The sequence below is a fragment of the Cyclobacterium jeungdonense genome, assembly GCF_010994275.1.
In the GTDB taxonomy this organism is placed as follows: Bacteria; Bacteroidota; Bacteroidia; order Cytophagales; family Cyclobacteriaceae; genus Cyclobacterium; species Cyclobacterium jeungdonense.
The window spans coordinates 300,833-324,254 of record NZ_WMCD01000006.1 but is presented as its reverse complement, the minus strand read 5'-3'; the positions used below and the strand labels follow the sequence as shown (position 1 = coordinate 324,254).

Annotated in this window: 22 protein-coding genes; 15 read left to right on the top strand and 7 right to left on the bottom strand. The window is 37.6% G+C overall.

All coding sequences use genetic code 11. The annotated features are described in order from the left end of the window. Positions 1–5: 5 nt before the first annotated feature. The 14 genes from GKS34_RS14355 to GKS34_RS14290 all read left to right on the top strand — a co-directional run bounded on the left by GKS34_RS14355 (position 6) and on the right by GKS34_RS14290 (position 14,419). Positions 6–1,247 carry a glycosyltransferase family 4 protein gene (locus GKS34_RS14355; protein ID WP_163385558.1) on the top strand — a complete coding sequence of 414 codons (1,242 nt, stop codon included), beginning with the start codon at positions 6–8 and terminating at the stop codon, positions 1,245–1,247. A gap of 29 nt (positions 1,248–1,276) precedes the next feature. Further along, positions 1,277–2,644 (top strand): hypothetical protein, encoded by a 1,368-nt coding sequence (locus GKS34_RS14350; protein ID WP_240459306.1) that lies wholly within the window; start codon positions 1,277–1,279, stop codon positions 2,642–2,644. Next, positions 2,644–3,801: a glycosyltransferase family 4 protein gene (locus tag GKS34_RS14345; protein WP_163385556.1), complete on the top strand. Its 1,158-nt coding sequence runs from the start codon at positions 2,644–2,646 to the stop codon at positions 3,799–3,801. Before GKS34_RS14350 ends, GKS34_RS14345 begins: the two co-directional genes overlap by 1 nt. Next, positions 3,798–4,466 (top strand): acyltransferase, encoded by a 669-nt coding sequence (locus GKS34_RS14340; protein ID WP_163385554.1) that lies wholly within the window; start codon positions 3,798–3,800, stop codon positions 4,464–4,466. Before GKS34_RS14345 ends, GKS34_RS14340 begins: the two co-directional genes overlap by 4 nt. Before the next feature lie 29 nt (positions 4,467–4,495). Continuing rightward, positions 4,496–5,674 carry a glycosyltransferase gene (locus GKS34_RS14335; protein ID WP_163385552.1) on the top strand — a complete coding sequence of 393 codons (1,179 nt, stop codon included), beginning with the start codon at positions 4,496–4,498 and terminating at the stop codon, positions 5,672–5,674. A 27-nt stretch (positions 5,675–5,701) separates the two neighbouring features. Further along, entirely contained in the window at positions 5,702–6,268 is a 567-nt protein-coding gene (locus GKS34_RS14330) for a WcaF family extracellular polysaccharide biosynthesis acetyltransferase (protein WP_163385551.1), read from the top strand. Positions 6,269–6,349: 81 nt separating this feature from the next. Further along, positions 6,350–7,165 carry a glycosyltransferase family 2 protein gene (locus tag GKS34_RS14325; protein WP_163385549.1) on the top strand — a complete coding sequence of 272 codons (816 nt, stop codon included), beginning with the start codon at positions 6,350–6,352 and terminating at the stop codon, positions 7,163–7,165. 109 nt (positions 7,166–7,274) lie between these two features. Beyond that, complete coding sequence (locus tag GKS34_RS14320) at positions 7,275–8,273, top strand: glycosyltransferase family 2 protein (RefSeq protein ID WP_163385547.1); 999 nt, start codon at positions 7,275–7,277, stop codon at positions 8,271–8,273. A gap of 82 nt (positions 8,274–8,355) precedes the next feature. Continuing rightward, positions 8,356–9,111, top strand: coding sequence for a DUF8692 domain-containing protein (locus GKS34_RS14315; protein WP_163385545.1), 756 nt, complete (start codon positions 8,356–8,358; stop codon positions 9,109–9,111). Between the two features lie 125 nt (positions 9,112–9,236). Then, a complete protein-coding gene (locus GKS34_RS14310; RefSeq protein ID WP_163385543.1) occupies positions 9,237–10,217 on the top strand; it encodes a glycosyltransferase family 2 protein in 981 nt (326 codons plus the stop codon). Between the two features lie 65 nt (positions 10,218–10,282). Next, positions 10,283–11,131: an ABC transporter permease gene (locus tag GKS34_RS14305; RefSeq protein WP_205602076.1), complete on the top strand. Its 849-nt coding sequence runs from the start codon at positions 10,283–10,285 to the stop codon at positions 11,129–11,131. Between the two features lie 10 nt (positions 11,132–11,141). Further along, complete coding sequence (locus GKS34_RS14300; protein WP_163385541.1) at positions 11,142–12,437, top strand: ABC transporter ATP-binding protein; 1,296 nt, start codon at positions 11,142–11,144, stop codon at positions 12,435–12,437. A gap of 28 nt (positions 12,438–12,465) precedes the next feature. After that, entirely contained in the window at positions 12,466–13,371 is a 906-nt protein-coding gene (locus GKS34_RS14295) for an FkbM family methyltransferase (RefSeq protein WP_163385539.1), read from the top strand. Between the two features lie 19 nt (positions 13,372–13,390). Then, complete coding sequence (locus GKS34_RS14290) at positions 13,391–14,419, top strand: glycosyltransferase family 2 protein (protein ID WP_163385538.1); 1,029 nt, start codon at positions 13,391–13,393, stop codon at positions 14,417–14,419. A gap of 28 nt (positions 14,420–14,447) precedes the next feature. On the opposite strand, the gene GKS34_RS14285 is transcribed toward GKS34_RS14290, so the two are convergent. The 4 genes from GKS34_RS14285 to GKS34_RS14270 all read right to left on the bottom strand — a co-directional run bounded on the left by GKS34_RS14285 (position 14,448) and on the right by GKS34_RS14270 (position 17,724). After that, positions 14,448–14,696 (bottom strand): hypothetical protein, encoded by a 249-nt coding sequence (locus tag GKS34_RS14285; RefSeq protein WP_163385536.1) that lies wholly within the window; start codon positions 14,694–14,696, stop codon positions 14,448–14,450. 168 nt (positions 14,697–14,864) lie between these two features. Continuing rightward, positions 14,865–15,038, bottom strand: a complete 174-nt coding sequence (locus GKS34_RS14280) for a transposase (protein WP_435380156.1) — start codon at positions 15,036–15,038, stop codon at positions 14,865–14,867. A gap of 133 nt (positions 15,039–15,171) precedes the next feature. Further along, positions 15,172–16,116 (bottom strand): phytanoyl-CoA dioxygenase family protein, encoded by a 945-nt coding sequence (locus GKS34_RS14275; RefSeq protein ID WP_163385534.1) that lies wholly within the window; start codon positions 16,114–16,116, stop codon positions 15,172–15,174. A 135-nt stretch (positions 16,117–16,251) separates the two neighbouring features. Beyond that, positions 16,252–17,724: a capsule assembly Wzi family protein gene (locus GKS34_RS14270; RefSeq protein ID WP_163385532.1), complete on the bottom strand. Its 1,473-nt coding sequence runs from the start codon at positions 17,722–17,724 to the stop codon at positions 16,252–16,254. A 465-nt stretch (positions 17,725–18,189) separates the two neighbouring features. Between GKS34_RS14270 and GKS34_RS14265 the strand changes: the two genes are divergently transcribed. Continuing rightward, complete coding sequence (locus GKS34_RS14265; RefSeq protein ID WP_163385531.1) at positions 18,190–19,482, top strand: WcaI family glycosyltransferase; 1,293 nt, start codon at positions 18,190–18,192, stop codon at positions 19,480–19,482. Positions 19,483–19,542: 60 nt separating this feature from the next. Here the strand turns inward: GKS34_RS14265 and GKS34_RS14260 are convergent, their stop codons facing one another. The 3 genes from GKS34_RS14260 to GKS34_RS14250 form a co-directional block, all read right to left on the bottom strand. Next, the gene (locus GKS34_RS14260; RefSeq protein WP_163385529.1) at positions 19,543–20,223 is read right to left on the bottom strand and encodes a sugar transferase; all 681 of its coding nucleotides are present in this window, start codon (positions 20,221–20,223) and stop codon (positions 19,543–19,545) included. A 1,062-nt stretch (positions 20,224–21,285) separates the two neighbouring features. Next, positions 21,286–22,512 (bottom strand): glycoside hydrolase family 18 protein, encoded by a 1,227-nt coding sequence (locus tag GKS34_RS14255; protein WP_163385528.1) that lies wholly within the window; start codon positions 22,510–22,512, stop codon positions 21,286–21,288. Between the two features lie 225 nt (positions 22,513–22,737). Then, entirely contained in the window at positions 22,738–23,235 is a 498-nt protein-coding gene (locus GKS34_RS14250) for a nuclear transport factor 2 family protein (RefSeq protein WP_163385526.1), read from the bottom strand. Positions 23,236–23,422: the final 187 nt, after the last annotated feature.

Below are 23,422 nucleotides of genomic sequence, written 5' to 3'. Positions count from 1 at the left end.
CAGACATGAAATTACTATTTTCTCACCCAACTGGTAATGAAAATGTTAGAGCTGCAAGCACTGGGTTTTTAGAATCTGATTTGTTGGCAGAGTTTCATACATGCGTAGCCATCTTCCCTGGTTCTCTACTAGATAATTTAGGGAATATTGAAATTTTATCGGAGATAAGAAGACGGAAGTTTGATATTAGGTTAAAACCTTTTACCTATCAATGGCCATGGAAAGAAATGTTGCGGCTTACCGCGTTAAAATTAGGTAGTTCTTCGTTAGTTAAACATGAAGTTGGAGTTTTTTCGGTGGATGCAGTTTACAGAAATCTTGACCAAAGGATAGCTACTAGATTAAAATCCTCTAGATTAAATGAGATTGATGGCGTCTTCGGTTATGAGGATGGAATTCTTCATACTTTTCAAGAATCTGATCGTTTAGGATTATTAAAATTTTACGACTTGCCTACAGGGCATTGGAGAGCAGCCAGAAAACTATTGGCCGTTGAAAGAAAAAGAAGGCCGGACTGGTCTTCAACTTTTACGGGATTCGCAGATTCCCCGATAAAACTTACCAGAAAAGATGAGGAAATAAGGCTAGCAAGCCGGATTTTTACAGCAAGCAAATTTACAGCATCAACTTTATTAGACTTTCCAGAACCCTTGCCGCCTATAGAGATCATACCTTATGGGTATCCACCTATTTCAAAAATGCGGAAAATTTCTGCCTATTCCGGTAAAAAAACTTTAAAACTATTGTTCGTGGGCAGGCTGTCACAACAAAAAGGCCTTGCGGACCTTTTTGAAGCTATAGAAGGCTTGGAATCTGCTATTTCCCTGACCATCGTGGGAAAGAAACCTCATGAGTTTTGCACTGCTTTAAATAAATCACTTGAAAAGCATACCTGGATCCCAAGTCTTTCCAATGATCAAGTTAAGGAGCTTATGGGGCAACATGATATCCTGGTTTTTCCTTCTCTTTTTGATGGGTTTGGATTGGTAATTACAGAGGCCATGTCTCAAGGGACGCCTGTAATTACTACAGAAAGGACCGCTGGGCCTGATCTTATCAATCATGGGGAAAATGGGTGGCTTTTTAGAGCTGGGCATTTCCTGGAGCTCAGAGCCCTATTAGAAGATCTCCTTCAACATCCCAAACATATTATCGAAGTTGGACGAGCAGCCAAAGAATCTGCCTCTCTTAGACCTTGGAAAAAATATCAAGAAGAATTGTGTGAAGCTATTTTGAAAAATTATTAATTGACTTACATCTTATCTATAAAGCTAAAATGAATTTTTTTTTAACTGGATTCGGAGACGACCATTTTTACTCGGATGAAAAGTTGTCACGCTCGATCTCCATTAAAGGATATGATTCAAGCGCTCAACTTAAACTAGTAATATTTTTGTATTTTTTATTATTGATATTTGAAGGTGCTTTACGAAAATGGTTTCTTCCTGGACTGGCTACTCCCCTACTTATTGTCCGGGACCCATTGGCTCTATGGTTGGTTTTAAAGGGGGTACAACGCGGATTGCTTCCGTTTACACCCTATCTCCTAACCATGGTTTTTGTTGGCTTTATTTCTGTTTATACGGCTATTTTTTTTGGCCATGGAAATTTGATGATTGCTCTATATGGGTCCAGAATATTTTTAATCCATTTTCCATTAATGTTTGTTATCGGAAGCGTTCTAACTCAAGAAGATATCATAAAATATGGTAAATTTATCTTGCTATTATCTATATTAATGGCAGTCCTAATCGCTTTTCAATTTTATTCTCCACAAAGTCACTGGGTTAATCGGGGGGTGGGTGGTGATATGGAAGGAGCAGGGTTTGGTGGTGCCCTTGGCTATTTTCGACCTCCAGGAACTTTTTCATTCACCAATGGAACCGCTCTTTTTTTTAGTCTTTCTAGTTGTTTTATATTATATTTTTGGGTTAAAACAAGTGAAATAAATATTTTGCTTTTGATTGGGGCCACTGTAGCACTCATTACATCTATTCCACTGTCTATTAGTAGGGGCTTATTTTTTCAGGTATTAGTATCATTGATTTTTATGATAGTAGCATTATCTAGGAATCCTCGTTATTTAGGCCGCCTTTTATTAATTGGGATCATAATTTTGACACTTGTACTGGTTCTGAGCCAAACTGAAATATTTAATACGGCCACAATGGTGTTTTTTTCAAGATTTGAAGATGCTAGTAGAACTGAGGGGGGCCTAGAGGGCACTTTGGGAGATCGATTCTTAGGAGGTTTATTGAGTGCTATATTAAATTCCACCAAAAATCCATTTTTTGGCCATGGATTAGGTTTGGGATCAAATGTTGCAAGTGCACTTTTAATAGGGGATCGTTCATTTTTGATTGCTGAGGAAGAATGGGCAAGAACTATTGGTGAATTAGGTGCAGTTTTAGGCCTTACAGTCATTTTTGTTCGGGCAAAACTGTCATTTAAGATTGCATTAGCAAGTTTTTATTGTTTAAAAAGAGGAAATATTCTTCCATGGATGTTGTCGAGTTTTGGTGTAATTGTCATCTCACAAGGACAATGGGCGCAACCTACCGCTCTTGGATTCAGCACGTTTATAGGAGGACTAATTATCTCTACATTTAATAAATCAAGTCCCCATCAAATAAATAAAAATTAATGGAAATTATTTTAATAGGAAATTACCCCCCTGATAATCAGCAGAGTATGGAACGTTTTGCCTCGATGCTCCAGTCTGGATTTTTGGACAGTGGGTATCATGCCAGTATTTGGAGACCAATTGTTCTTTTTGGCTCCATGTTTTCATCTACCAATACTGGAACCGGAAAATGGATGGGGTATATGGACAAATGGATAGTATTTCCTTTAATTTTGTTGTTTTGTAAAAAGAAAACGGTTCGAAACAAAAAAATATCTTTTCATATCTGTGATCACTCGAATGCCCCATACCTCCAATTTCTACCTTCGGATAGAACGTCCATAACCTGCCATGATGTTTTGGCCATTCGTGGGGCTATGGGATACGCTGATGCCTATTGTAAAACGTCAAGTACAGGAAAAATTTATCAGAAATGGATTCTGAATCACCTTAGTAAGGCAAAGAAATTGGCAGCAGTTTCACAATTAACATTAACCCAGTTAATTGCAATACAAAAAAACCCTGATTTGAGCAAAAAAAATTGGAAAGTTATTTATAATGCATTTAATGCTGATTTTAAACCTATGGATAAAAAAGATGCCTTTCCCTTGATACAGAAATATGGAATAAAACCACCCTATTCTTTCATTTTGCATGTAGGGTCTGATCAATCAAGAAAAAATCGGAAAATGTTACTGGATCTAGCACATGAGTTGGGGAAAAATTGGGAAGGTCAAATCTGCTACGCTGGCCAATTACCTGACCAAGACTTGTTGAATCATTCTGTTGCTTTGGGTTTAAGTGACAGGTTAATAGCTGTTCCAAATCCAGATCATTTTACGCTTATGGCGCTTTACAGCACATGTAAAGCTTTTATATTCCCTTCCTTCTCTGAGGGATTTGGCTGGCCCCTTATTGAGGCCCAGGCCTGCGGTGCTCCGGTTATAGCCAGTAAATACCATCCGATGCCCGAAATAAGCGGAGGTGCAGCCCTTCATGCTGATCCGACCCAGCCAAAAGAGTTTGCCCATGCTTTTCGTAAACTAGCTGATCAAAATTTTAATGATTCTTTGGTCCAGCAAGGTATGATAAATACAAGGCGATTTAATAAAGCAGAAATGATTCAAAATTACCTATTTCTTATTGGAAATAAAATGGGCGATCTTAAAACACAATGATGACCTTACTTAAATTATTCTCTATTTTTCTACCCTGGAAGTTGAAAAGGTTGTTCTTAATTAAATTTTTTTCTTATCAAATTCATCCTTCTGCCAGAATCAAATTTTCTTGGATTTTTCCTAAAATGTTAATTATGCAAGAAGGATCTGAAATTGACCATTTTAATACAGCCATCCATTTAGATGAAATCAAAATGGAAAAATATTCAGTTATTGGACGAGGAAATTGGATTACCGGATTTACTACCTATGAGAAATCCTCTCATTTCAAACATCAAGCAATCCGAAAGTCATCTTTGTTATTGGGTGAATCTTCCGCAATAACCAAAAACCATCATTTGGATTGCACCAGCCCCATAACTATTGGCCGCTTTACTACAATCGCTGGATACAATTCTCAATTGCTCACCCATTCTATAGATTTAATAGAAAATCGCCAGGACAGCCATCCTATATCGATTGGAGATTATGCTTTTGTAGGCACTAATGTGGTGATCTTGGGAGATGCAACCTTACCATCTTATTCTGTCTTAGGCGCTAAGTCTCTACTCAATAGATCCTTTCAACAGCCCTATACACTCTACGGAGGTGTGCCAGCAAAGCCTATCAAAAATATTCTGGAAAACGCAAAATATTTTCACAGAACTGAAGGCTTCGTTTATTAACTCCTTCTATTACTAATTAACGAAAGAAAATGATTATACTCCAGGTAGTAGCAAGTATGAATCCATATTTTGGTGGTATTAGTCAAGGTATTAGGAATTTAATTCCAGCATTAGAGGATATAGGGATTCACAATGAGGTCGTTTGTATGGATGACCCAAATTCCGATTATTTAGGTTTAGATACCTTTCCGATCCATCCCCTTGGACCTTCCGGAATCCTATGGGCGTATTCTTTTAAATTTAAATCGTGGTTAAAAAGTAATCTCAGCCGTTTTGATGCGGTAATTGTAAATGGTCTTTGGCTTTATCCTGGCTTCGCTGTGTATAAGGCCAATGAGCAAATCAAAGGAAAAAGACCTAAAATTTTTGTTATGCCACATGGCATGTTGGACCCGTATTTCCAACATTCCGAAAGTAGAATGTTAAAGGCATTGCGAAACTGGTTTTACTGGAAGTTGATTGAAAGAAAATTGATTCATAGTGCAGATGGAATCTTATTTACATGTGAACAAGAAATGATTTTAGCCCGTGAAACCTTTCGACCATATCATCCAAAAAAAGAATTAAATATAGGATATGGAATTCCAGAACCTCCCCCCTACACCGAAGAAATGTCAGCCAAATTCCTGGAATTATGTCCTAAAATAAAGCGTAAAAACTACCTGCTCTTTCTCAGCAGAATTCATCAGAAAAAAGGGGTTGATTTATTGATCGAAGCCTATCTACAATTAAAGGAACAGAGATATAATAAAGAACTTCCTTTATTGGTTATAGCAGGTCCGGGAATCGATACAACCTATGGGAAACAATTGAAACAATTGGTAGACCAAAATCCCATGCTTAGCGATGCTGTCTTTTTCCCTGGCATGTTGACAGGAGCCGCAAAATGGGGAGCCTTTTATGGGGCTAAGGCTTTTATATTGCCCTCCCATCAGGAAAACTTTGGCATTGCCGTAGTAGAAGCCCTGGCTTGTGGGAAACCCGTATTGATTTCCAATCAGGTAAATATTTATCGGGAGATCCAAGAAATGAATGGAGGAATCGTCGGACCAGATACTTTGGTTGGAACATTAAATTTGTTAAAATGCTGGATCGGATTTACACCAGAAGAAAAACAGGAAATGGGGAATCAAGCAAAATCTTGCTTCCATAATAAGTTTGCAATAGCCCCCAACGCCCTTCGGTTTAAAAATGCCATTATTCAATAAAACACCTCATTTTAAACCATTATATTAATGCACAATACGAATACCATAACAGGCGCTTCCTTTTCGCTTAAAAATCGCATCGGGAGGGGAGTGTGGGGAATTGCCTACCAGATTTTTTTTAGGCTATCGCCAAAGCCATTCCATGCTTGGAGAGCCATGATTTTACGACTTTTTCGTGCTAAAGTGGGAGCAGGGGTCCACGTCTACCCTAAAGTAAAAATATGGGCTCCTTGGAATCTTGAATTGGGAAACCAATGTGGTATTGCAAATGAAGTTATTTTGTATTCTCAAGGAAAGATTAGGATTGGGGATAGTGCTGTTATTTCTCAGGGTGCTCATCTTTGTGCAGGCACACATGATTATACCAAATCATCCTTTCCCCTAGTTACAAAACCAATAAAAATCGGAGATCATGCCTGGATTGCTGCGGAAGCTTTTATTCATCCTGGGGTAACTATTGGAGAGGGATGCGTAATAGGAGCAAGATCGGTTGTAACGAAAGACATGCCTTCGTGGATGGTGTGTACAGGTCATCCATGCATACCCCTGAAAAACAGAGAATTTAATTCAATTTTAAGCCCATCCTCTATTTAATCATTATTTACCTAAATCAGTACTTGTATTTGAAATCAATTTTATAGCATTAATACTTTCCTTTAAACTAATATTTGGGTTATGGTTTCAGTTATTGTCCTGACGAAAAATGAAGAAAATGATCTTTCCACCTGCTTAGAATCACTGTCATGGTGTGATGATATCCATGTGCTGGACTCTGGAAGCACCGATAAGACCCTGGAAATGGCACAGAAATATGAGGTGAAGACCTGGCACCATCCTTTTGAATCTTTTGGAAAACAGAGAAATTACGCTTTAGACCGACTTCCACTTCGGCATGAATGGGTTCTTTTTCTGGATGCTGACGAGGCTTCCACAAAAGCATTTCAGGATGCTGTATATGGTGCTATCCAATCGGCAAAACCAGAAATGGCTGGGTTTTATCTTTGCTGGAAAATGATTTTAGAGGGGAAGTGGTTAAAATACTGCGACAATTTCCCAAAATGGCAACTTAGGCTGGTGCGAATGGGAAAAGTAAGATATACTGATTTTGGTCATGGCCAAAAAGAAGGAAGTGTAGAGGGAAAAATCGGCTATATCAAAGAACCTTACCTTCATTTCAGCTTTTCTAAGGGATGGTCTCAATGGATAGATCGCCATAATAAATATTCCACTTTGGAAGCATTATCCCGGTACCGAAACTGCCCGCCCTTCAAAAGCATATTTACAAAAAATAAAAGTTTAAGAAATTTAGCTTTAAAATCCTGGCTTAGCAAATTACATGGTTGGCCACTTTTACGTTTTTTTTATGCCTATTTTCTGAATTTAGGCTTTCTGGAGGGGACTCAGGGATATATCTACTGCGTAAATATGAGTTATCATGAATTTCTAATTCAAATAAAAATTCGGGAAATAAAAAAGGGGTACAAGGGATAAAATAATCGTTTCTTCACTTTGAAATAATTTATTTGATTCACAATCCAAAAGGTCTTTGTACAATGGTATTATTTTAGTTTTATTTGCTTTTCTGGCAGACAAAGATTAAATGAAACGAATACCATATTCACCACCCTTTATTTCACCTCGTCCAATTAATGAAAAAAGACCACTTTGGTCTGTAATGATTCCGGTTTATAATTGTGGAATTTATATTCCGCAAGTAATCCAAAGTGTACTATCTCAGGATATGGGGGAGGAAAAAATGCAAATTGAAGTGATTGATGACGCAAGTACCGATGTGGATGTAGAGACTTTGGTAAAAGATATAGGTAAAGGAAGAATAAAGTATTATCGCCAAGTAGAAAATGTAGGAAGTCTTAGGAATTTTGAAACGTGCATCAACCGTTCAAAAGGTAAGCTGGTACACCTTCTTCATGGAGATGACCGTATATTAAAAGGGTTTTACCAAAAAATGGAAAACCTTTTTGAACAATATCCCCAAGCCGGAGCAGCTTTTTGCAATTACGTTTTTATCAATGAAAAAGGGGAAGTCTGCGGAAGGCGCCCTCCGGAAGAAAAAAAAGAAGGAATTCTGAATAATTGGTTGATCCGGATTGCAGAAAAGCAAAGAATCCAATTTTCCGCAATGGTGGTCCGCCGTAAGGTGTATGAACAATTGGGCAGTTTTTATGGAGCATCCTACGGAGAGGATTGGGAAATGTGGGTACGGATTGCAAAAAATTATCCTGTGGCCTATACCCCAGAAGTTTTGGCGGAATATAGAGGTCATACAGGATCATTGACCTGGAAAAAAGTGAATTCAGGGCAAATTTTTCCGGATTTACTGCAAGTAATAAAGAATATTAATAAACATATCCCGGAAAAGGGCAGGGAGAAAGTAACCAACCGCACTAATAAACATTGTGCTCATTTATTTGTTGGCTATGCCATTAGGATATGTAAAGAAAAGCATGGATTTTCCAATGCTCAGGTTTTAATCCAACAGGCTTTAACATTTGATAAAAGCCCTCATTTGCTGTTACGGATTGGTAAAATATATTTAAGGATTTTAATGCACAAAGTTTCGAAAAATTTTTGGGTTTGAAAGAGAAAAGAACAATGGCAATAGATTTATTCAATCTAAAATTTTTATTCCTTCATTTTTTTATGTGCAATTTCATAAGTTAATGAACATTAATATAATTATTTCCCCCCAAGGTATTACATGCCTTCTTTTAAAATTAATCGGTGCCTTATTTATTGCGAATTTAATAAGCATATACCTTAAATGGGAGCTGGGATATATCACTGCCCTGGGATTTGTTCCTTTGTTCGACTTTGATCAGGAGTATAACCTTCCAACTTTTTATTCCACATTGGCTTTACTATACTGTGCTGTCCTGCTTTGGTATATTTCAGTGGAGAACAAAAATAAGAACATAGCACACAGCCACTATTGGAAATTGTTAAGTTTACTGTTTTTGGTATTAAGCTTCGATGAAATGAGCAGTTTCCATAACCAATTTAGTCGTTTAACGAAGCTTGTGTTCCATAACATCACCTCCATCGCCAATGGAGAAATAATCAGCCAAAGTAGATTCTGGATCCTTACCTATTTCCCAATCCTATTAATAGTTGGTGTTTATTTCATCCCGTTTTTCCTAAAAATTCCAAAAAAAACTAGAAAATCTTTTGTCATAGCAGGAACAGTATTTATTGGAGGTGCGGTCGGTGTTGAACTTCTTGGAGATTGGTATATAATTTTCTGGAGTGAAGCGGATATCTATTATGCGCTACTTTTTACGTTAGAAGAACTTTTCGAAATGATTGGTGTCCTTTTGTTCATACGTGCACTGGTTACTTATATTTCCAATTATTCAGTAAACCCGCATATATATGCCAGGCTTTCTTTTGTACCATCTGATAAAAGTAAAAAGCAATAAGAGTCTGGCAGTAAACCCATTTAAATACTTTGCTTAAAGGAGGAACAACTGAAACGATGTATTCAAAAACCTTAAAAATTGGATGTAATAATTGACCCGAATAAAGGGGTTATAATCTTAATTGTATGAACCGGATACCTTCATCACCTCCCTTAATTTCTGGCCTTTCCAATGGTGAATACAGGACTATATGGTCGGTGATGATTCCTGTATACAATTGTGCCGAATTCCTTTCAGACACTTTAATAAGTGTATTATCTCAAGAATTAGGTGAGGATATAATGCAAATTGAGGTAATTGATGATGCCAGTACAGATGCGAATGTTGAGCAAATTGTAAAAGAAATCGGAAAAGGTCGGGTAGGATATTTTCGTCAGCAGGAAAATAGGGGAAGCCTTCGCAATTTTGAAACCTGTATCAACCGGTCCAAAGGCCACTTGATACATTTACTTCATGGGGATGACAGGGTAAAAAAAGGGTTTTATGACAAAATATCGCGCCTTTTTACATCAAATCCTGCTGCAGGAGCTGCATTTTGCCGCTATTCAGCAATAGACGAAGAAGGTAAGAAGTTGTATGATTCCAAAGTGATACAACAAGAAGAAGGAATCCTAATGAGCAGTCTTCTCAAAATTGCATCGGAGCAAAACATTCAATATGCCGCCATGGTGGTGAAACGTGAGGTATATGAACAGGTAGGGAGCTTTTATGGGGTCAACTATGGGGAAGACTGGGAAATGTGGGTGCGGATTGCCAAACATTATCCAGTAGCTCATTCTCCTGAAGTTCTAGCGGAATATAGAAAACACAAGGGGTCTATTTCCTGGCCCAAAAAGGAAGATGGACAGACTACCAAAGATTTAGCCTATGTAATTAAACTTATAGAACAACATCTACCTTCGGTTAACAAAAATATTATGGCTTCTGCAAAAAGAAATTGTGCCCTTTTTTGCCTAACCAAAGCAAATGTAATTTGGGGTGAAACAAGCAATAGGAGGAAAGCAGAAACGCTTGTAAAACTAGCTTTGAGTTTGGACAAATCTCCCAAACTATTTTACCACATCCTTAAATTTTATATTAAAGTAGCGCTCAAAATAAATACGTAGAAGGCTTTACTTCACAGTATTAATAATCACTGCTTGTTATTTATATAATTTAGTAAATAAATACGATGGATACAAAAACGTGGACCTTGATTATTAAACCCAAAACGTCATCGTTTGATCTTCACTTAAATGATCTTTGGAGATATAGGGATTTACTGTTTATGTTTGTAAAAAGAGATTTTGTTGCAGTTTACAAACAGACAATCCTGGGTCCCCTCTGGTTTATCATTCAGCCCATATTGACTACAATATTGTTTATGGTCGTTTTTGATCAAGTAGCGGGTATTCCGACTGATGGGGCGCCTCCTGCCCTTTTCTATCTCTCAGGACTGGTGATATGGAATTATTTTTCCAGTTGTTTGTTAAAGACCTCTAATACTTTTACCAATAATGCCGGGATTTTTGGAAAAGTTTATTTTCCCCGATTGATTGTACCTTTATCCATTGTTATTTCGGCTTTAATTAGCTTCGGTATTCAATTAGGTCTTCTTTTGGTATTATTGGGTTATTTCTTCTTATTTTTGGATAGTCAAATTCAATTGAACTATTATTTGTTTTTTCTTCCCATTTTACTGGCTATGGTTGCAGCATTGGGATTGGGATTTGGTATAATCATTTCCTCTTTGACTACCAAATACCGTGATTTGGTTTTCCTGGTTTCTTTCGGTGTCCAATTATTAATGTATGTTACGCCTGTTATTTACCCATTGTCTTTTTTTTCCGGTAATTATAAAGCCTTAATTTTAGCTAACCCGCTTACACCGATAATTGAATTTTTCAGATTTTCAATATTAGGTGTTGGCGATTTTAGCGGGTGGCAAATTGGATATTCCGTCATTTTTACCATAATATCTCTCTTAGCCGGGATCCTATTATTTAATAAAGTGGAAAGGGATTTCATGGATGTAATTTAAATATTTTGACATGTCTCAAATCGTAATTAGGGTAGAGGGGGTAAGTAAAAGGTATCAATTAGGTTCATTTGGAACAGGAACAATTAAAGAGGATTTAAATAGGTGGTGGGCAAATCTTAGAGGAAAGAAGAATTACTATTTTGGAATAGATGAATCTGAACATAACAATAGGGAAGAGGAGTATTGGGCGTTAAAAGACATCAATTTTGAAATAAAGCAAGGCGAAATTTTAGGAATAATTGGTAAAAATGGAGCCGGAAAATCATCACTTTTAAAAATTCTATCAAGGATAACTACACCTACAGCAGGTGAAATAAAAATTAGAGGAAGAATTGCAAGTTTATTGGAAGTTGGAACCGGATTTCATCCCGAACTCACCGGTAAGGAAAATATATTTCTTAATGGCGCAATACTAGGGATGACCAAGTCTGAAATCAAAAATAAGCTTGATGAAATTATTGCCTTTTCTGGCGTGGAAAAGCACATTGATACGCCTATTAAAAGATATAGCAGCGGGATGTATGTAAGACTGGCCTTTGCAGTCGCAGCTCACCTCGAACCCGAAATCTTAATTGTTGACGAGGTTTTAGCAGTCGGTGATGCAGAATTTCAAAAAAAGTGTATTGGAAAAATGGGTCAGATTGCTCATGATGGGCGAACTATACTTTTTGTGAGTCACAATATGGCTGCAGTTAATTCACTGTGTAAAAGGGGCTTACTTCTAAATAAAGGAGAACTTTTGCTAAATGATTCTATGGAGAAAGTAGTGAATTTTTATTTGAACGAATCTGATAAAGGTTTAGTAGCACAAACAAATTTCGAGGATGTGAATCAGGCCCCTGGTAATAAAAATGCCCGAATTTTAACTATCCGAATAGTAAATAAAAATGGGGTTGCTTGTTCTATAGTTTCCATTAGTGATGTTTTCTATTTAGAAATCATTTTCGAAAATTATGTCAACGGGAATTTACTTACTAGTAACATACAGCTATATACCCAATCCGGGGTAGGTGTTCTGTCCACAGCGAATTGGAAATCCGCAATCTCCAATGTGGATCAATTTTCTGGAATTCCGTTGAAAAAGGGTAAATATAGATCCAAAGTGAAAATACCTGCAAATTTTTTAAACGAAGGAATTTATTTTGCAAATGCCATATTACTTCAGAATAGTTCAAATATTGTCGCCTTTGCAAAAGAAGCTGTAGTTTTCAATGTAATTGACTCTGGCGAAATGAGAAAAGAATACTTGGGTGATTGGTTGGGAGTGATTAGACCAAAGTTAGTGTGGACTACCAATTTGGAATAAAATTAAGTGATATTTTATTGGTCAAAAATTGGAGAAAATTAAATCCATAATATATTCAAAGCGAATTCCTTGGAATTGGAAACTCAAACTTTTGTGGAACATATCCTTAATTGGGGTTGAGAAAAGGTTGGGATATTCGTTTAAATTTTTCCCTAAATATTATTTGATTTTCTGGCATTATGAACATCTTGTTAAAAGTAACGGATCTCTTTTGAGAGACCGTAAACATTATTTTTTAGCAAAGTATGATTTAAGAAACATTGGTATGATCAGATTGATCCTTCGAAAAGAGCCAAGCAGCGATATCAATGTTTTTTATCAAATTTATATGAATGATGATTTCAAAAAAATTTTATGTATAATTTTAAAATACAGTGATAATCAAAAGATTTATAATATTTTTGATGCCGGAGCAAATATAGGCATAACAAGTATTTTTTTGTCTAAAAATTTTCCTCTAGCCAAAATAATAAGTATTGAACCCGATAAAGAGAATTTTAAACAACTCGTCGAAAATATTAAACTAAATGAATTAAATTTAGTTTACCCTCTGCGCGCCGGGTTATGGAAAGATAATTCTAAACTTAAAATTAAATGGGGATTCAGAGATAATAAAAGTTGGTCAATCCAATTAGTAGAAGACCAGGATTTTGGTGATATTGATGGAATGACTGTTATGGATATTATGAAGATGAGTAATTTTGACATAATTGATGTTTTTAAATTAGACATAGAAGGAGGAGAGCGCTTTTTATTTGAAGATGCAGAAATTGCTTCTTCTTTTATTAAGCGTACCAGATTTTTAATTATAGAGATTCATGACGAATATCCTATTAGGGAAAATATTATTTCCATTTTAATTGGAAATGGAATGGAGATTTTTTATCAAGGAGAGTATGTAATAGGAGTGAATAGCCTATTAGATAAAAAGTAAAATATAATTTATTTACATTATGAAGCCTTTTGTGTCTTTTTTAATGCCAGTTTTCAATGGCGAAAAATTCCTAGAAGAAGCTATAGAGAGTGTATTGGCCCAGACTTATAAAGATTTTGAATTTATTATAATTGATGATGGCTCTACAGATAGAAGTGTTGAGATTATTCGGTCATTTTTTGATTCAAGAATTAAATTTTATCAAAATTCTTCTAATTTGGGAATTTCTAAAACCCTCAATCGAGGTATAGACCTTGCCGAGGGGGATTGGATAGCCAGGATGGATGCGGATGATATATCTCTTCCCCATCGATTGGAAAAGCAAATCGACTTTATTGAAAAGAATCCTGATGGCGCTCTTTATTCGTGCTGGGTTCAAAAGATTGATATGAATGGGGAAAAGTTAGAGAATCATAGACTTAATCCTGAGTATTACTATTATAATTTAAATTTTTCGTGCTGGATTTTTCATCCTACTATGATTTTTAACAAGGAAATTGTTAAGTCTATTGGTAAATATACTGTTGATTTTTCCGAAGATTTTGAATTGATTTGGAATTTATCCAGAGTGTATAAGTTCTATATTATTCCCCAAATTTTAGTGAAGTACAGGGTTAATGAAAATAGCCTTTGGCAGGTTATTAAAAAAAGTGAATATAGGGACATGGCTATTAAACAGGTTAAGAGAAATATGTTGTTCTATTTAGATAGTCATTTGGTTGATGTTGAGAAGTATCACGCTGAAATTTTAAGTTACTATTTTACCCCTAAAAAATTTAATAATAAAGAAATCAATCAAATATGTTCGAGTTTAGCATTACTCGAAAAATTTACTAAAGTATTCAATAATTGTACCAATATAAACCTTAATAGAAATATTGTTTGGGAAGCATTTTACCAAAAAAGACTTTACACCTTAAAATACTATTATCTAAAATTTTCGCTATTTTATAGAATATTATTTATTATTAAAACTAATAGTTATGGTATGTTTTTTGATCAGGTTAAAAATAGGGTTAAAATGATACTTCTCTTTCTTAGACCATAGACCATTCTAATTACGGAAATAAATTGCCTCACGACAATATTATCCTGTATCTCATATCAGGATATTCGTCATCCGCAGCCATTAGGTGGAAGATCGTATCGTAAGTATCCACGAGGTATAAGCTAAAGCCCTCCAACTCATACACGCGCCTGATCTTACTCCCACTGATATGAGGATACTTTTTCTTTACCAGGCAGATCACCTTGTTTCTGCCTTTTCTGCTACAACCTATGACCTGCTCAATCATCGTTTTGATCTGGGCATCTTTTGCTGGCATTTTCTTCTGGTAATATTTTGTGGTTCTGGATACCGATAAGACGCTGCACGCCTATGCAGGGGACACCTTGTAGGTATCTTTAAGGTAGACCACGTGTTCTTGCTTTTGCATGGGCGTCAGGGCTTTTTTGATAATATATCTTTTATCATGTCGATTTCCAGGCTTTGGTTAGCCACTTTTTTTTAACCGGCTGTTTTCCTCCTCCAGACTTCTGAGGCGACGGAGTTCCTGTACTTCCATGCCTGAGTATTTGCTCCACCAGACGTAAAATGTGCTAGCACTAATTCCATGCTTCCTGCATATCTCTTCTACTTTGAGGCCTTCCTCCTGCAGTTTGAGGATGTTGATGATCTATTCTTCGGTAAATTAGCTCTTTTTCATAATTACTAAGTTAAAAATTCTAGTTTTAACCTGTTCAAAAAAGCAGCCTAGTACCAATTGATTGAAGTTATATTGCTTAACAGAAAATAAATTTCTAAGATTGGAATGAAGGCCTCTGGGTAATTTCATGATACCTAATTACATCCGAAGCAAAATAGTGCATCACCATGCTCTTTCGGGTCCTGTCTCCATTTTCTACCTTGGCCCCTCCATGTAATAGATTGGCGTGCCAGATTAACACGTCCCCTTTTTTAGCGGTAAAATACTTTATTTTAAAATCGGTATCCGCCAGGACACTAGCAATTTTATTGGAATACTTTTCCCGGTAATTTTTCCCTAACATCCAACTATTTCCACCATGGTCAAAGTCACTGTTCATTACATATTTTAATTTATGACTACCGGGATAATAAAATAATGGACCATTATCCATATCGATATCCTCCAGGGCAATCCATACTGCTATAAGAAACCCATAAGGATAGGTAGACATGTGAATAAAATCAGAGTGGGCAGGATCTTCACTTCCTCTATAGAAATTCACACTTTGAAATAAGGACACCGGCCTTCCCAACAGCATTTCAAGAATTTTTTCCAAACGTCCCGGGCTTGCTTCGGCACGGAGCTTTGGAGAATGATTAACGGCAAACATCATTTTCCGCCCTTCCCGGATCTGCAATTGATTTGATTTTGCCAATTTTTCAATTTGATCGTTGATAGATGCTACCTGTTCAGCCGAAAAAAATTGCTCAAGTACTGCATAGCCTTCCTCAGACCAGGGAAGCAACGCCTCCTTAATATTTTCGGGTAGATCAGCAAATGATGGATGTCGTGGAAGTTCCTTGGCCGAATTTAATCGATCCAATGTAGGACCTATTAACGGATCATTTTCATTAAAATCTTTACTAGATACGGTCTGGAAATATCGCTTTCTTAAACCAAACTTTTCATAAAGTGGTTTGAGATAAGCTAATTTTTTATGATGAAAAAAATTATACACCACATAAATCCATTTCATTCTTTTTAGGGTAGCGATCATGATCCCCAGTATATGACTATTTTTTTTCTACTAAATATAATCATTATTAAATATTTTTATACAAAAAATAAAAAAAATTATTGTACACTAATGGAAGGTCGATAGGGAACTCAATATTCCCATTTGAAAATTTCCTCATTTTACCGTCCATTCCACTGCCAATTGTGCTCCAACATTATTTGATAATTCTCCCCTATCCAGAGCAATGGCAGTAACAACACTAATTTTGGGATTCAGCCGATGGCTTAGTTCTAACAGAAAATATGATTGCTTTTTGTTTGGAGTAAAATAGGCATCGTTGTAGTAGTTGCCGAAATGACTTACAAAGGTAATCAATGTACGATAACGCATATGTTTACCCAGGCTTCCCATTATTCCGCCGTGATACCCAACGATCCTATTACTCACTACGCTCAACCCTCCTATGCCATTGGGATCCAATTCATAATTTGCAGCCTGATTTTGTGAAATAAATAAAGGAGTACCGATAATGTTTTCCTGATACACCCATCCTGTAGCATAGGTAGCATTGTTATAATAATTAAACCTGCCATTGAAAATAATATCGCCTCCCTGCTCTTTGGTATAAATACCTTCCAGCAATACTTTTTCTACCCATGATTTTCTGTCGGTAGTCCAACTTAATCCTACCATTCGGTCTTTTCCGAACATGTTAAATGCAACCAGATCATCCCTCCTGCTTAAATTGGAACTATCCCCCCTCCCTTTAGAAAATATGGTTTGGGTATAGAGTTTTAGTCTGGATTTGGCCAGCCTTACCTCCAGGCCGATATCGGAATTGATCATGTGATTGCCTACCGCATTGGCTACATCAACGGATCCCGCACCCTGTTGGTAAACCGGATCATCCGGATCTCCGGAGGCCCCCACGATGATCCGTAAATAATCTTTAAATCGTCCAGGCATTGGTCCACGCTGATGTTCTCCACCCCATTGGGCGAAATGCATCAACCCTGCATAGAAACTGAATGGCTTCCTTCCGGCTTTCAAGTATAAAACCTTCTCATGCAAAAATGCATTTTTCACGGAATGGGAGTTCCCCAGCCAACCATGGGAATACTGTCCTTTAAACTGCAAAAATCCCCTTGTCCCCGGAACATCGGTAAAGCGATTAACTATAAAAGTCAGTTTGGGAATGGGCAAGGCATTGCCACTAACTGCAAAGGAACCACTTGAAAGCTCAGGATCCAGTTCGCCAATAAGTTCGGCAAACCTTCCCGCCCTTAACTCCCATTGCTGATACCCCAGCCGAACAAATGCTTCTTTCGCAAAAACGGAATTAAAGCCATTATTGGCATATACATCCAGGCCATACCCCAGGTGAAAATTGGCTTCTGTTGTTTCAATTTTCGACTTGCCCAATCGAAAATAGTGACTGTTTTCAACGGACAGGTGTGGAATAAGATCCAACTGCCTTTCACTACCAACCGTACCGAATTGGTTGGCTTGTATCCAGAAAGGAGGGTAATCCTTCGAAGCAACGACCATACTAAGTCCTGTTTCAATTTTGAGAGAATCTAGAAATTGACCTGAAACCTGATGGATACCAAACAGCATAAACAGGAAAACATTCCATACTAACTTCATATCCAAACATACTAAGAAACCAAATAAAAAATAGATCAAAGGATGTCTTTTCTGAAAATTAATGCTTAAAAAAATTAATTTGCTAAGAAAAATAACTGTCTAAGGAATAAAAAATAAAATTATTTTTTCATAAAATTATTTATTCTGTTTAATAAAATATAATAAAAAGTTAATATAAAATTGCTATTATTCAATATTCAAACAGGCCAGAAAAGTAAGAAAAATAAGTGTATTTCGTTTTTTTATATTTAAACCCCATTTTAGTAGTGACATTATTTATTTTTTCCTATTATTATTACTATATTGAATGTATCAGTACCCTGCAAGACCTTACTAATTACTAACTTTAATAAAGGATATTTATCAAGAACTGACCAACCAAACTATAAATATCTTTATTCAAATTTAAAACTATCTTATTGTAGAGTCCTTCAGGATTTATTGAAGATGTTAACAGGATTTCAAATGAAGAAGAAAATTCTTTTGATAGGCTACAACTATGCTCCAGAACCAACCGGAATTGGGAAATACTCGGGAGAGATGATTCATTGGTTGGCAAGCAGGGGTCATGAATGTACCGTCATCACTACCTATCCTTATTATCCCTATTGGCAAATACAGGAACCCTATGTCAAAAGGAAATTTTGGTACCAGTGCGAAACCCAATCGTTTCCGTCCGGTGGTAAAATTAATGTTTTCCGCTGCCCTGCTTACATTCCCTGCAAACCCACTGCCATCCGAAGAATGCTATTGGATTGTTCATTTCTGGTTAGCGCCTTTTTTAAGTTAGTCGGAGTAATGTCTAAATTTCAATTTGATCAGGTAATTACGGTATCACCCTCTCTTCTTCTGGGGATATTGGGCGTATTAGTCAAAAAAATTCAAGATAATCAATTCACCTATCATATTCAGGATTTACAAATAGAGGCGGCTAGAGACCTTAAATTGATTCGATTTCAAAGTCTGATAAGTATTTTGCTCAAAATTGAGCGGTACATTTTTAACAATGCGGACCAAATAAGTACAATTTCAACTGCGATGGCTCATAAAATCAGGCAAAAATCCCACAAGGATATTTATCTTTTTTCAAACTGGGTAAACACTGAACTATTCTATCCCTTACAAGACAAAGCAGAACTCAAAAAAGAGTTTGGCTTTAGCCCTAATGATAAATTTGTACTCTACTCGGGGGCTATTGGTGAGAAGCAAGGTCTGGAACGTATATTGCTAACAGCCAAAAACCTGGAATACGATAAACAAATTCAATTTATCATCTGCGGTTCAGGCCCCTACGTGGAGCATCTGGTCGCCCAAAAGGAAAACATGGGATTAACCAATGTGATATTTATACCCCTTCAGCCACTTGAAAAATTTAAAAAAATGCTTAATCTGGCTGACCTTCATCTGGTTCTACAAAAATCCAATGCCACTGATCTGATGTTACCTTCCAAATTAACGACCATTTGGTCAGTTGGAGGTGTTTCCTTAGTCACGGCAATGAAAGGCTCCGAATTGTATAATACTATCCACAAATTTAACACAGGAATCATCATTGATCCCGATGATTCTCATGCATTGCAGGATGGTATTGTAAAAGCTGTATCCGGGGAAAATAACAACCGAATAATTTCCGATAATGCACGACGGTATGCAGAAAATCACTTGTCGCTAGAAAGTATCATGACCAACTTTGAATATGAAGTTTTACATTTCCCAGTAAGGCGCATGAGGAGCCAAAATTCCACTGTAAGGGTATAATTCCTTACAGCATAATATTTACCAAAATCCATATAGGCATTAAGATATAAATCGCTTTTCTCAATACGCATTCTTATTATCAAACAATAACGAATAAGCTGTCCAAATCAGAATTTTTACATCCAACAATAAATTCCATTTCTTAAGGTAAAACAGATCCAGCCGGTACCTGAAATACAAATCCTGATAGCTTTGGATCTCCCCTCTGTATCCCCTGGATTGGGCCAGACCCGTAAGACCCGGCTTGATGGCATGCCGGTCCATATAACCTGCAATCCTATCCGAGAAAATTTCATTCATGGGCACCGCATGGGGCCTGGGACCGATCAGCGACATTTCTCCTCTTATTATATTGATCAACTGGGGTAACTCATCCAAGCTGCTTCTTCTCAAAAAAGATCCGAATTTGGTAATGCGGATATCCCCCTTTTTGGCCTGTACCGTATCCGCTTTATCGTTTACCACCATGGTCCGGAACTTTAGGCAATAAAAGGGCTTGTTGTCCTTTCCATGTCGCAATTGCCTGAAAATCACCGGACCCTTCGAACCGACTTTTATCAGCAGGGCAATAAGAGGAAATAACCAGGTAGCAATTACTATCAAAAAGGTAAACGCCATGAAAAAATCAAATCCGTTTTTTATTTTTAGAGGGTAGCTATTTTCTCTCAGCTGATCATTTGATGCTTGATTTCCTTCTACCCTTTCATGGAATTCACTATGTTTAAATGAGGTCTTGTACATGGAACTACCGGTATCTCAATGGTAACTTTATGTTTATCAAAAATTCAATTCTGTTACGTTGAATAAGAGTATAAAATTGGGTCTACCAGTTCAAGCGATTGAGCAAAAAATTAACCCAAAAACAAGACTGTTGTGAAACATTTTAATGTTTTTGAAATGCATTTTTTTTGCTGTATATATCTTAAATATAAAAAAATAATTTTTATTCTGCCTTGTTTCCGCGAAAAAAATTTCTGCGCAATACCTATAAACTTATTCAGTCACAAATAGCTCAAAGAAACCGCAAAGGGCACAGAGGGGATTAACAAAAATCTTTGTGTTCTTCGTGCCTCCTTTGTGCCCTTCGTGACAAAAAAAAAAATAAAGAAAGCACAGAGTAATTCTGGGTGCCCTGGCTGGATGGGAGAACGTTCCTAGCATCCGCCGCAGTCTAAAGGTAGACGTGCACATCAGGTGTATTTAATTTCCTTAATTCGTACTCCTTACGTCAACGCTCCGGTTCAGATTGCTTCGCTGGCGCTCGCAATGACGACGTTGGAGAAACCGCGACCCGTTTTCCGTCACTCGCAATGACCCGGTGTGGGCACTGGAAACGCGATTCGTCACGGCGACCATTAACTTTTTTCAAACGCAGAAATCGAGATGACGGTATTTATTATTACCTATTTGAATTTCAACATGTTAAAAAAAATTAGGAGTGACATCAAATCGCCTCCCTCCGGGCCCCCTCCTGTTTTAGGAGGGGGAGTCAGGGGGTGGTAAAAATACGTCCTGAAATGACTCCAATCGTATTTCATCAACCGCCCCAGCACCTGCGGCCGTCTGTCGGAAGACGTGCACGTCCGGCGTATTTAACTACCCTTTTTTCAGACTCCAGCTGGTAGCCAGGGAGATGATATGATAATAATTTAGTCACAAAGAGCTCAAAGAAAACACAAAGCACTCAGAGGGGCTTGAAATAAACCTTTGTGTTCTTAGTGCCTCCTTTGTGTCCTTCGTGACAAAAAAAAGAGTTACGAAGAACAATGAGTGGTTCTGTTGTCACTTTTTATTGAATCCACGCTACTCCTGTGCCACTTTATAAATGGCATCTAGCAAGCTTCCTTCCTCCTTGGTATCGTTGCCCAGTTCCCAAAACATAATACCACCCAGCCCTTTCTCCTGGGTATAATTCGTTTTTGCCCTTACTGAAACCGTATCGTCATAGGACACCATCAGGCTGTCTGCAGCATTGTACATATAGGGGGCTTGTGCCTGCTCATCCCAATAGCGCTGAAAGCTGCTATCCGGTTCGTACCTATCCCGGATTTGGTGATAGGCCATCCAGCCAATATGGATACCCCCACTAAGTTGGTACAATCCGTTGTTTTCCGGAGGAACGCCTTTCCAAACCCGGCCGTAAAACGCACTTCCAATGACTATCTGGTTGGGATCAACACCTTCGTTGATCAGGAAATCCACTATTTTTTCAGCTGAACGCGGATGGGGATCTTTATTTGCTCCAATCCGATACAGGCTATCCAGGTAATCGTGGAAGGGAGTACCCGCAATATCTTCACTTCTCACTTCTCCTAAAGGGGTATGATGCCCGGTAAACTCAGAGACCCCGGATACCTGATCATAGGTCATTACATTGGTGTAATCGGCATATTTCATTACCTCATTCAACTCAATATGGTCGTAGTAACGCTTCCATCCTGCCGAAGCGAAGGTCAGCAATTTTGGTGTATCAAATTCGTCCAGCATTTTGCGTAAGCCTTTCATCAGCGCGGTGAAATTTTGCGTATCTTCTTCCCGGGCCATGGTACCGGCACCCGATATTCCCGGATACTCCCAGTCCATGTCCATGCCGTCCAATTGGTAAGCTTCAATAAATGCAGCGGCACTCTCTATAAATTTTGCCCGGCTCGCTTCCGTCAGGGCCATATCTGAAAAACCATCTGCTCCCCAACCTCCACAGGCGATCATCACTTTAAGATGGGGATTGCGCTCCTTTTGCCTCACCAAAGCCTTGAGTTTTGGACCTGCCTCCTCAGGATTTCTGAATTTCATTTCACCCTCAATCACATGGGTAAAGGAGTAAATAATGTGGGTAAGCTTTTCGACGGGTATCTCCTGCGGCTTGTAGTCGCGCTCCGGCACGTAATAGGCCATAATTACGGGGCCAGGTGCGGATGATTCAGCTTTTTGGGATTCCTCCGATTGTCTGTTTGATGGATTGGAACAGCCAAACACAAAAACAAAGAGCAAGAGGTAAATTAGGTTGGTGGTTTTCCAGTTCAGTCGCATTTTCGCTAGTATTGAGGGATTCAGGTTAGGTACGGTGAATTAATTAGCTAAAAAACCAAATTTTTTATCAAACTTAAAGCTATACTTGAAAAATTTAATAAAGAAATCGGGAATCTTACGTAAGCAACGCGTAGCAGGCCGCCTCTTTTGAATTGTCGGATGGGAAAAACAGGAATAATTCCCGTTTCAAAGTATTTTAATTGGGCTAATCTTTTTTTTCTTAACCTACTCCAATGCGTCCCAGTCTTCTTTTGTCGCCGCACGCTTTTGGTATTCCATCATCATTTTCCAGGTACCCTCTTTTACCAGTAACCCATCAAAATGGATGTAATAGCCCTGCTTCTCTCCATTCACTTCGAAGGAATAGTGGAAAATTCCACTTTCATAAGCAGTGGTTGCGTCACCTAATCGTCTGCTAAATCTAAATACCACCGATGAACTTCTTTCTCCGGATTTGGTGGTATCAAAGTCATTCTTCCAACCTGCGAGGGCTGTGGCTATAGGATAACACACCCCGCTTATACCGGAAACCAGCGTTGCCTCCTCATGAAAAGTATGGGCATAGCCTTCAAAATCGCCTTCCTCAATTGTTCTCGAAACTTCTTTCCAGAATGCGTCTAATTCAACTAATCTATCAGCATCAGCGTTATTGCCAGCTTGTGAAAATGCATTCAGTGTCTGGAGCAAAAAAAATGCTAACAGACTGGCCTTTACAGTCGTCATGGATGTAGGATTATGTGTTTTAGGATAATTATTTACTGGTTTTCAGAGAATAGCATGTTAACTTACCAAATCGGCAAAATAGAATAAAGGGGATAAGTAACGCCATATCAATACCTCAATTTAATACTTCTTTTTGTATTTTGTAAAATTTTATTCTCCGATTATCAGCACAAACTCGCATTAAATT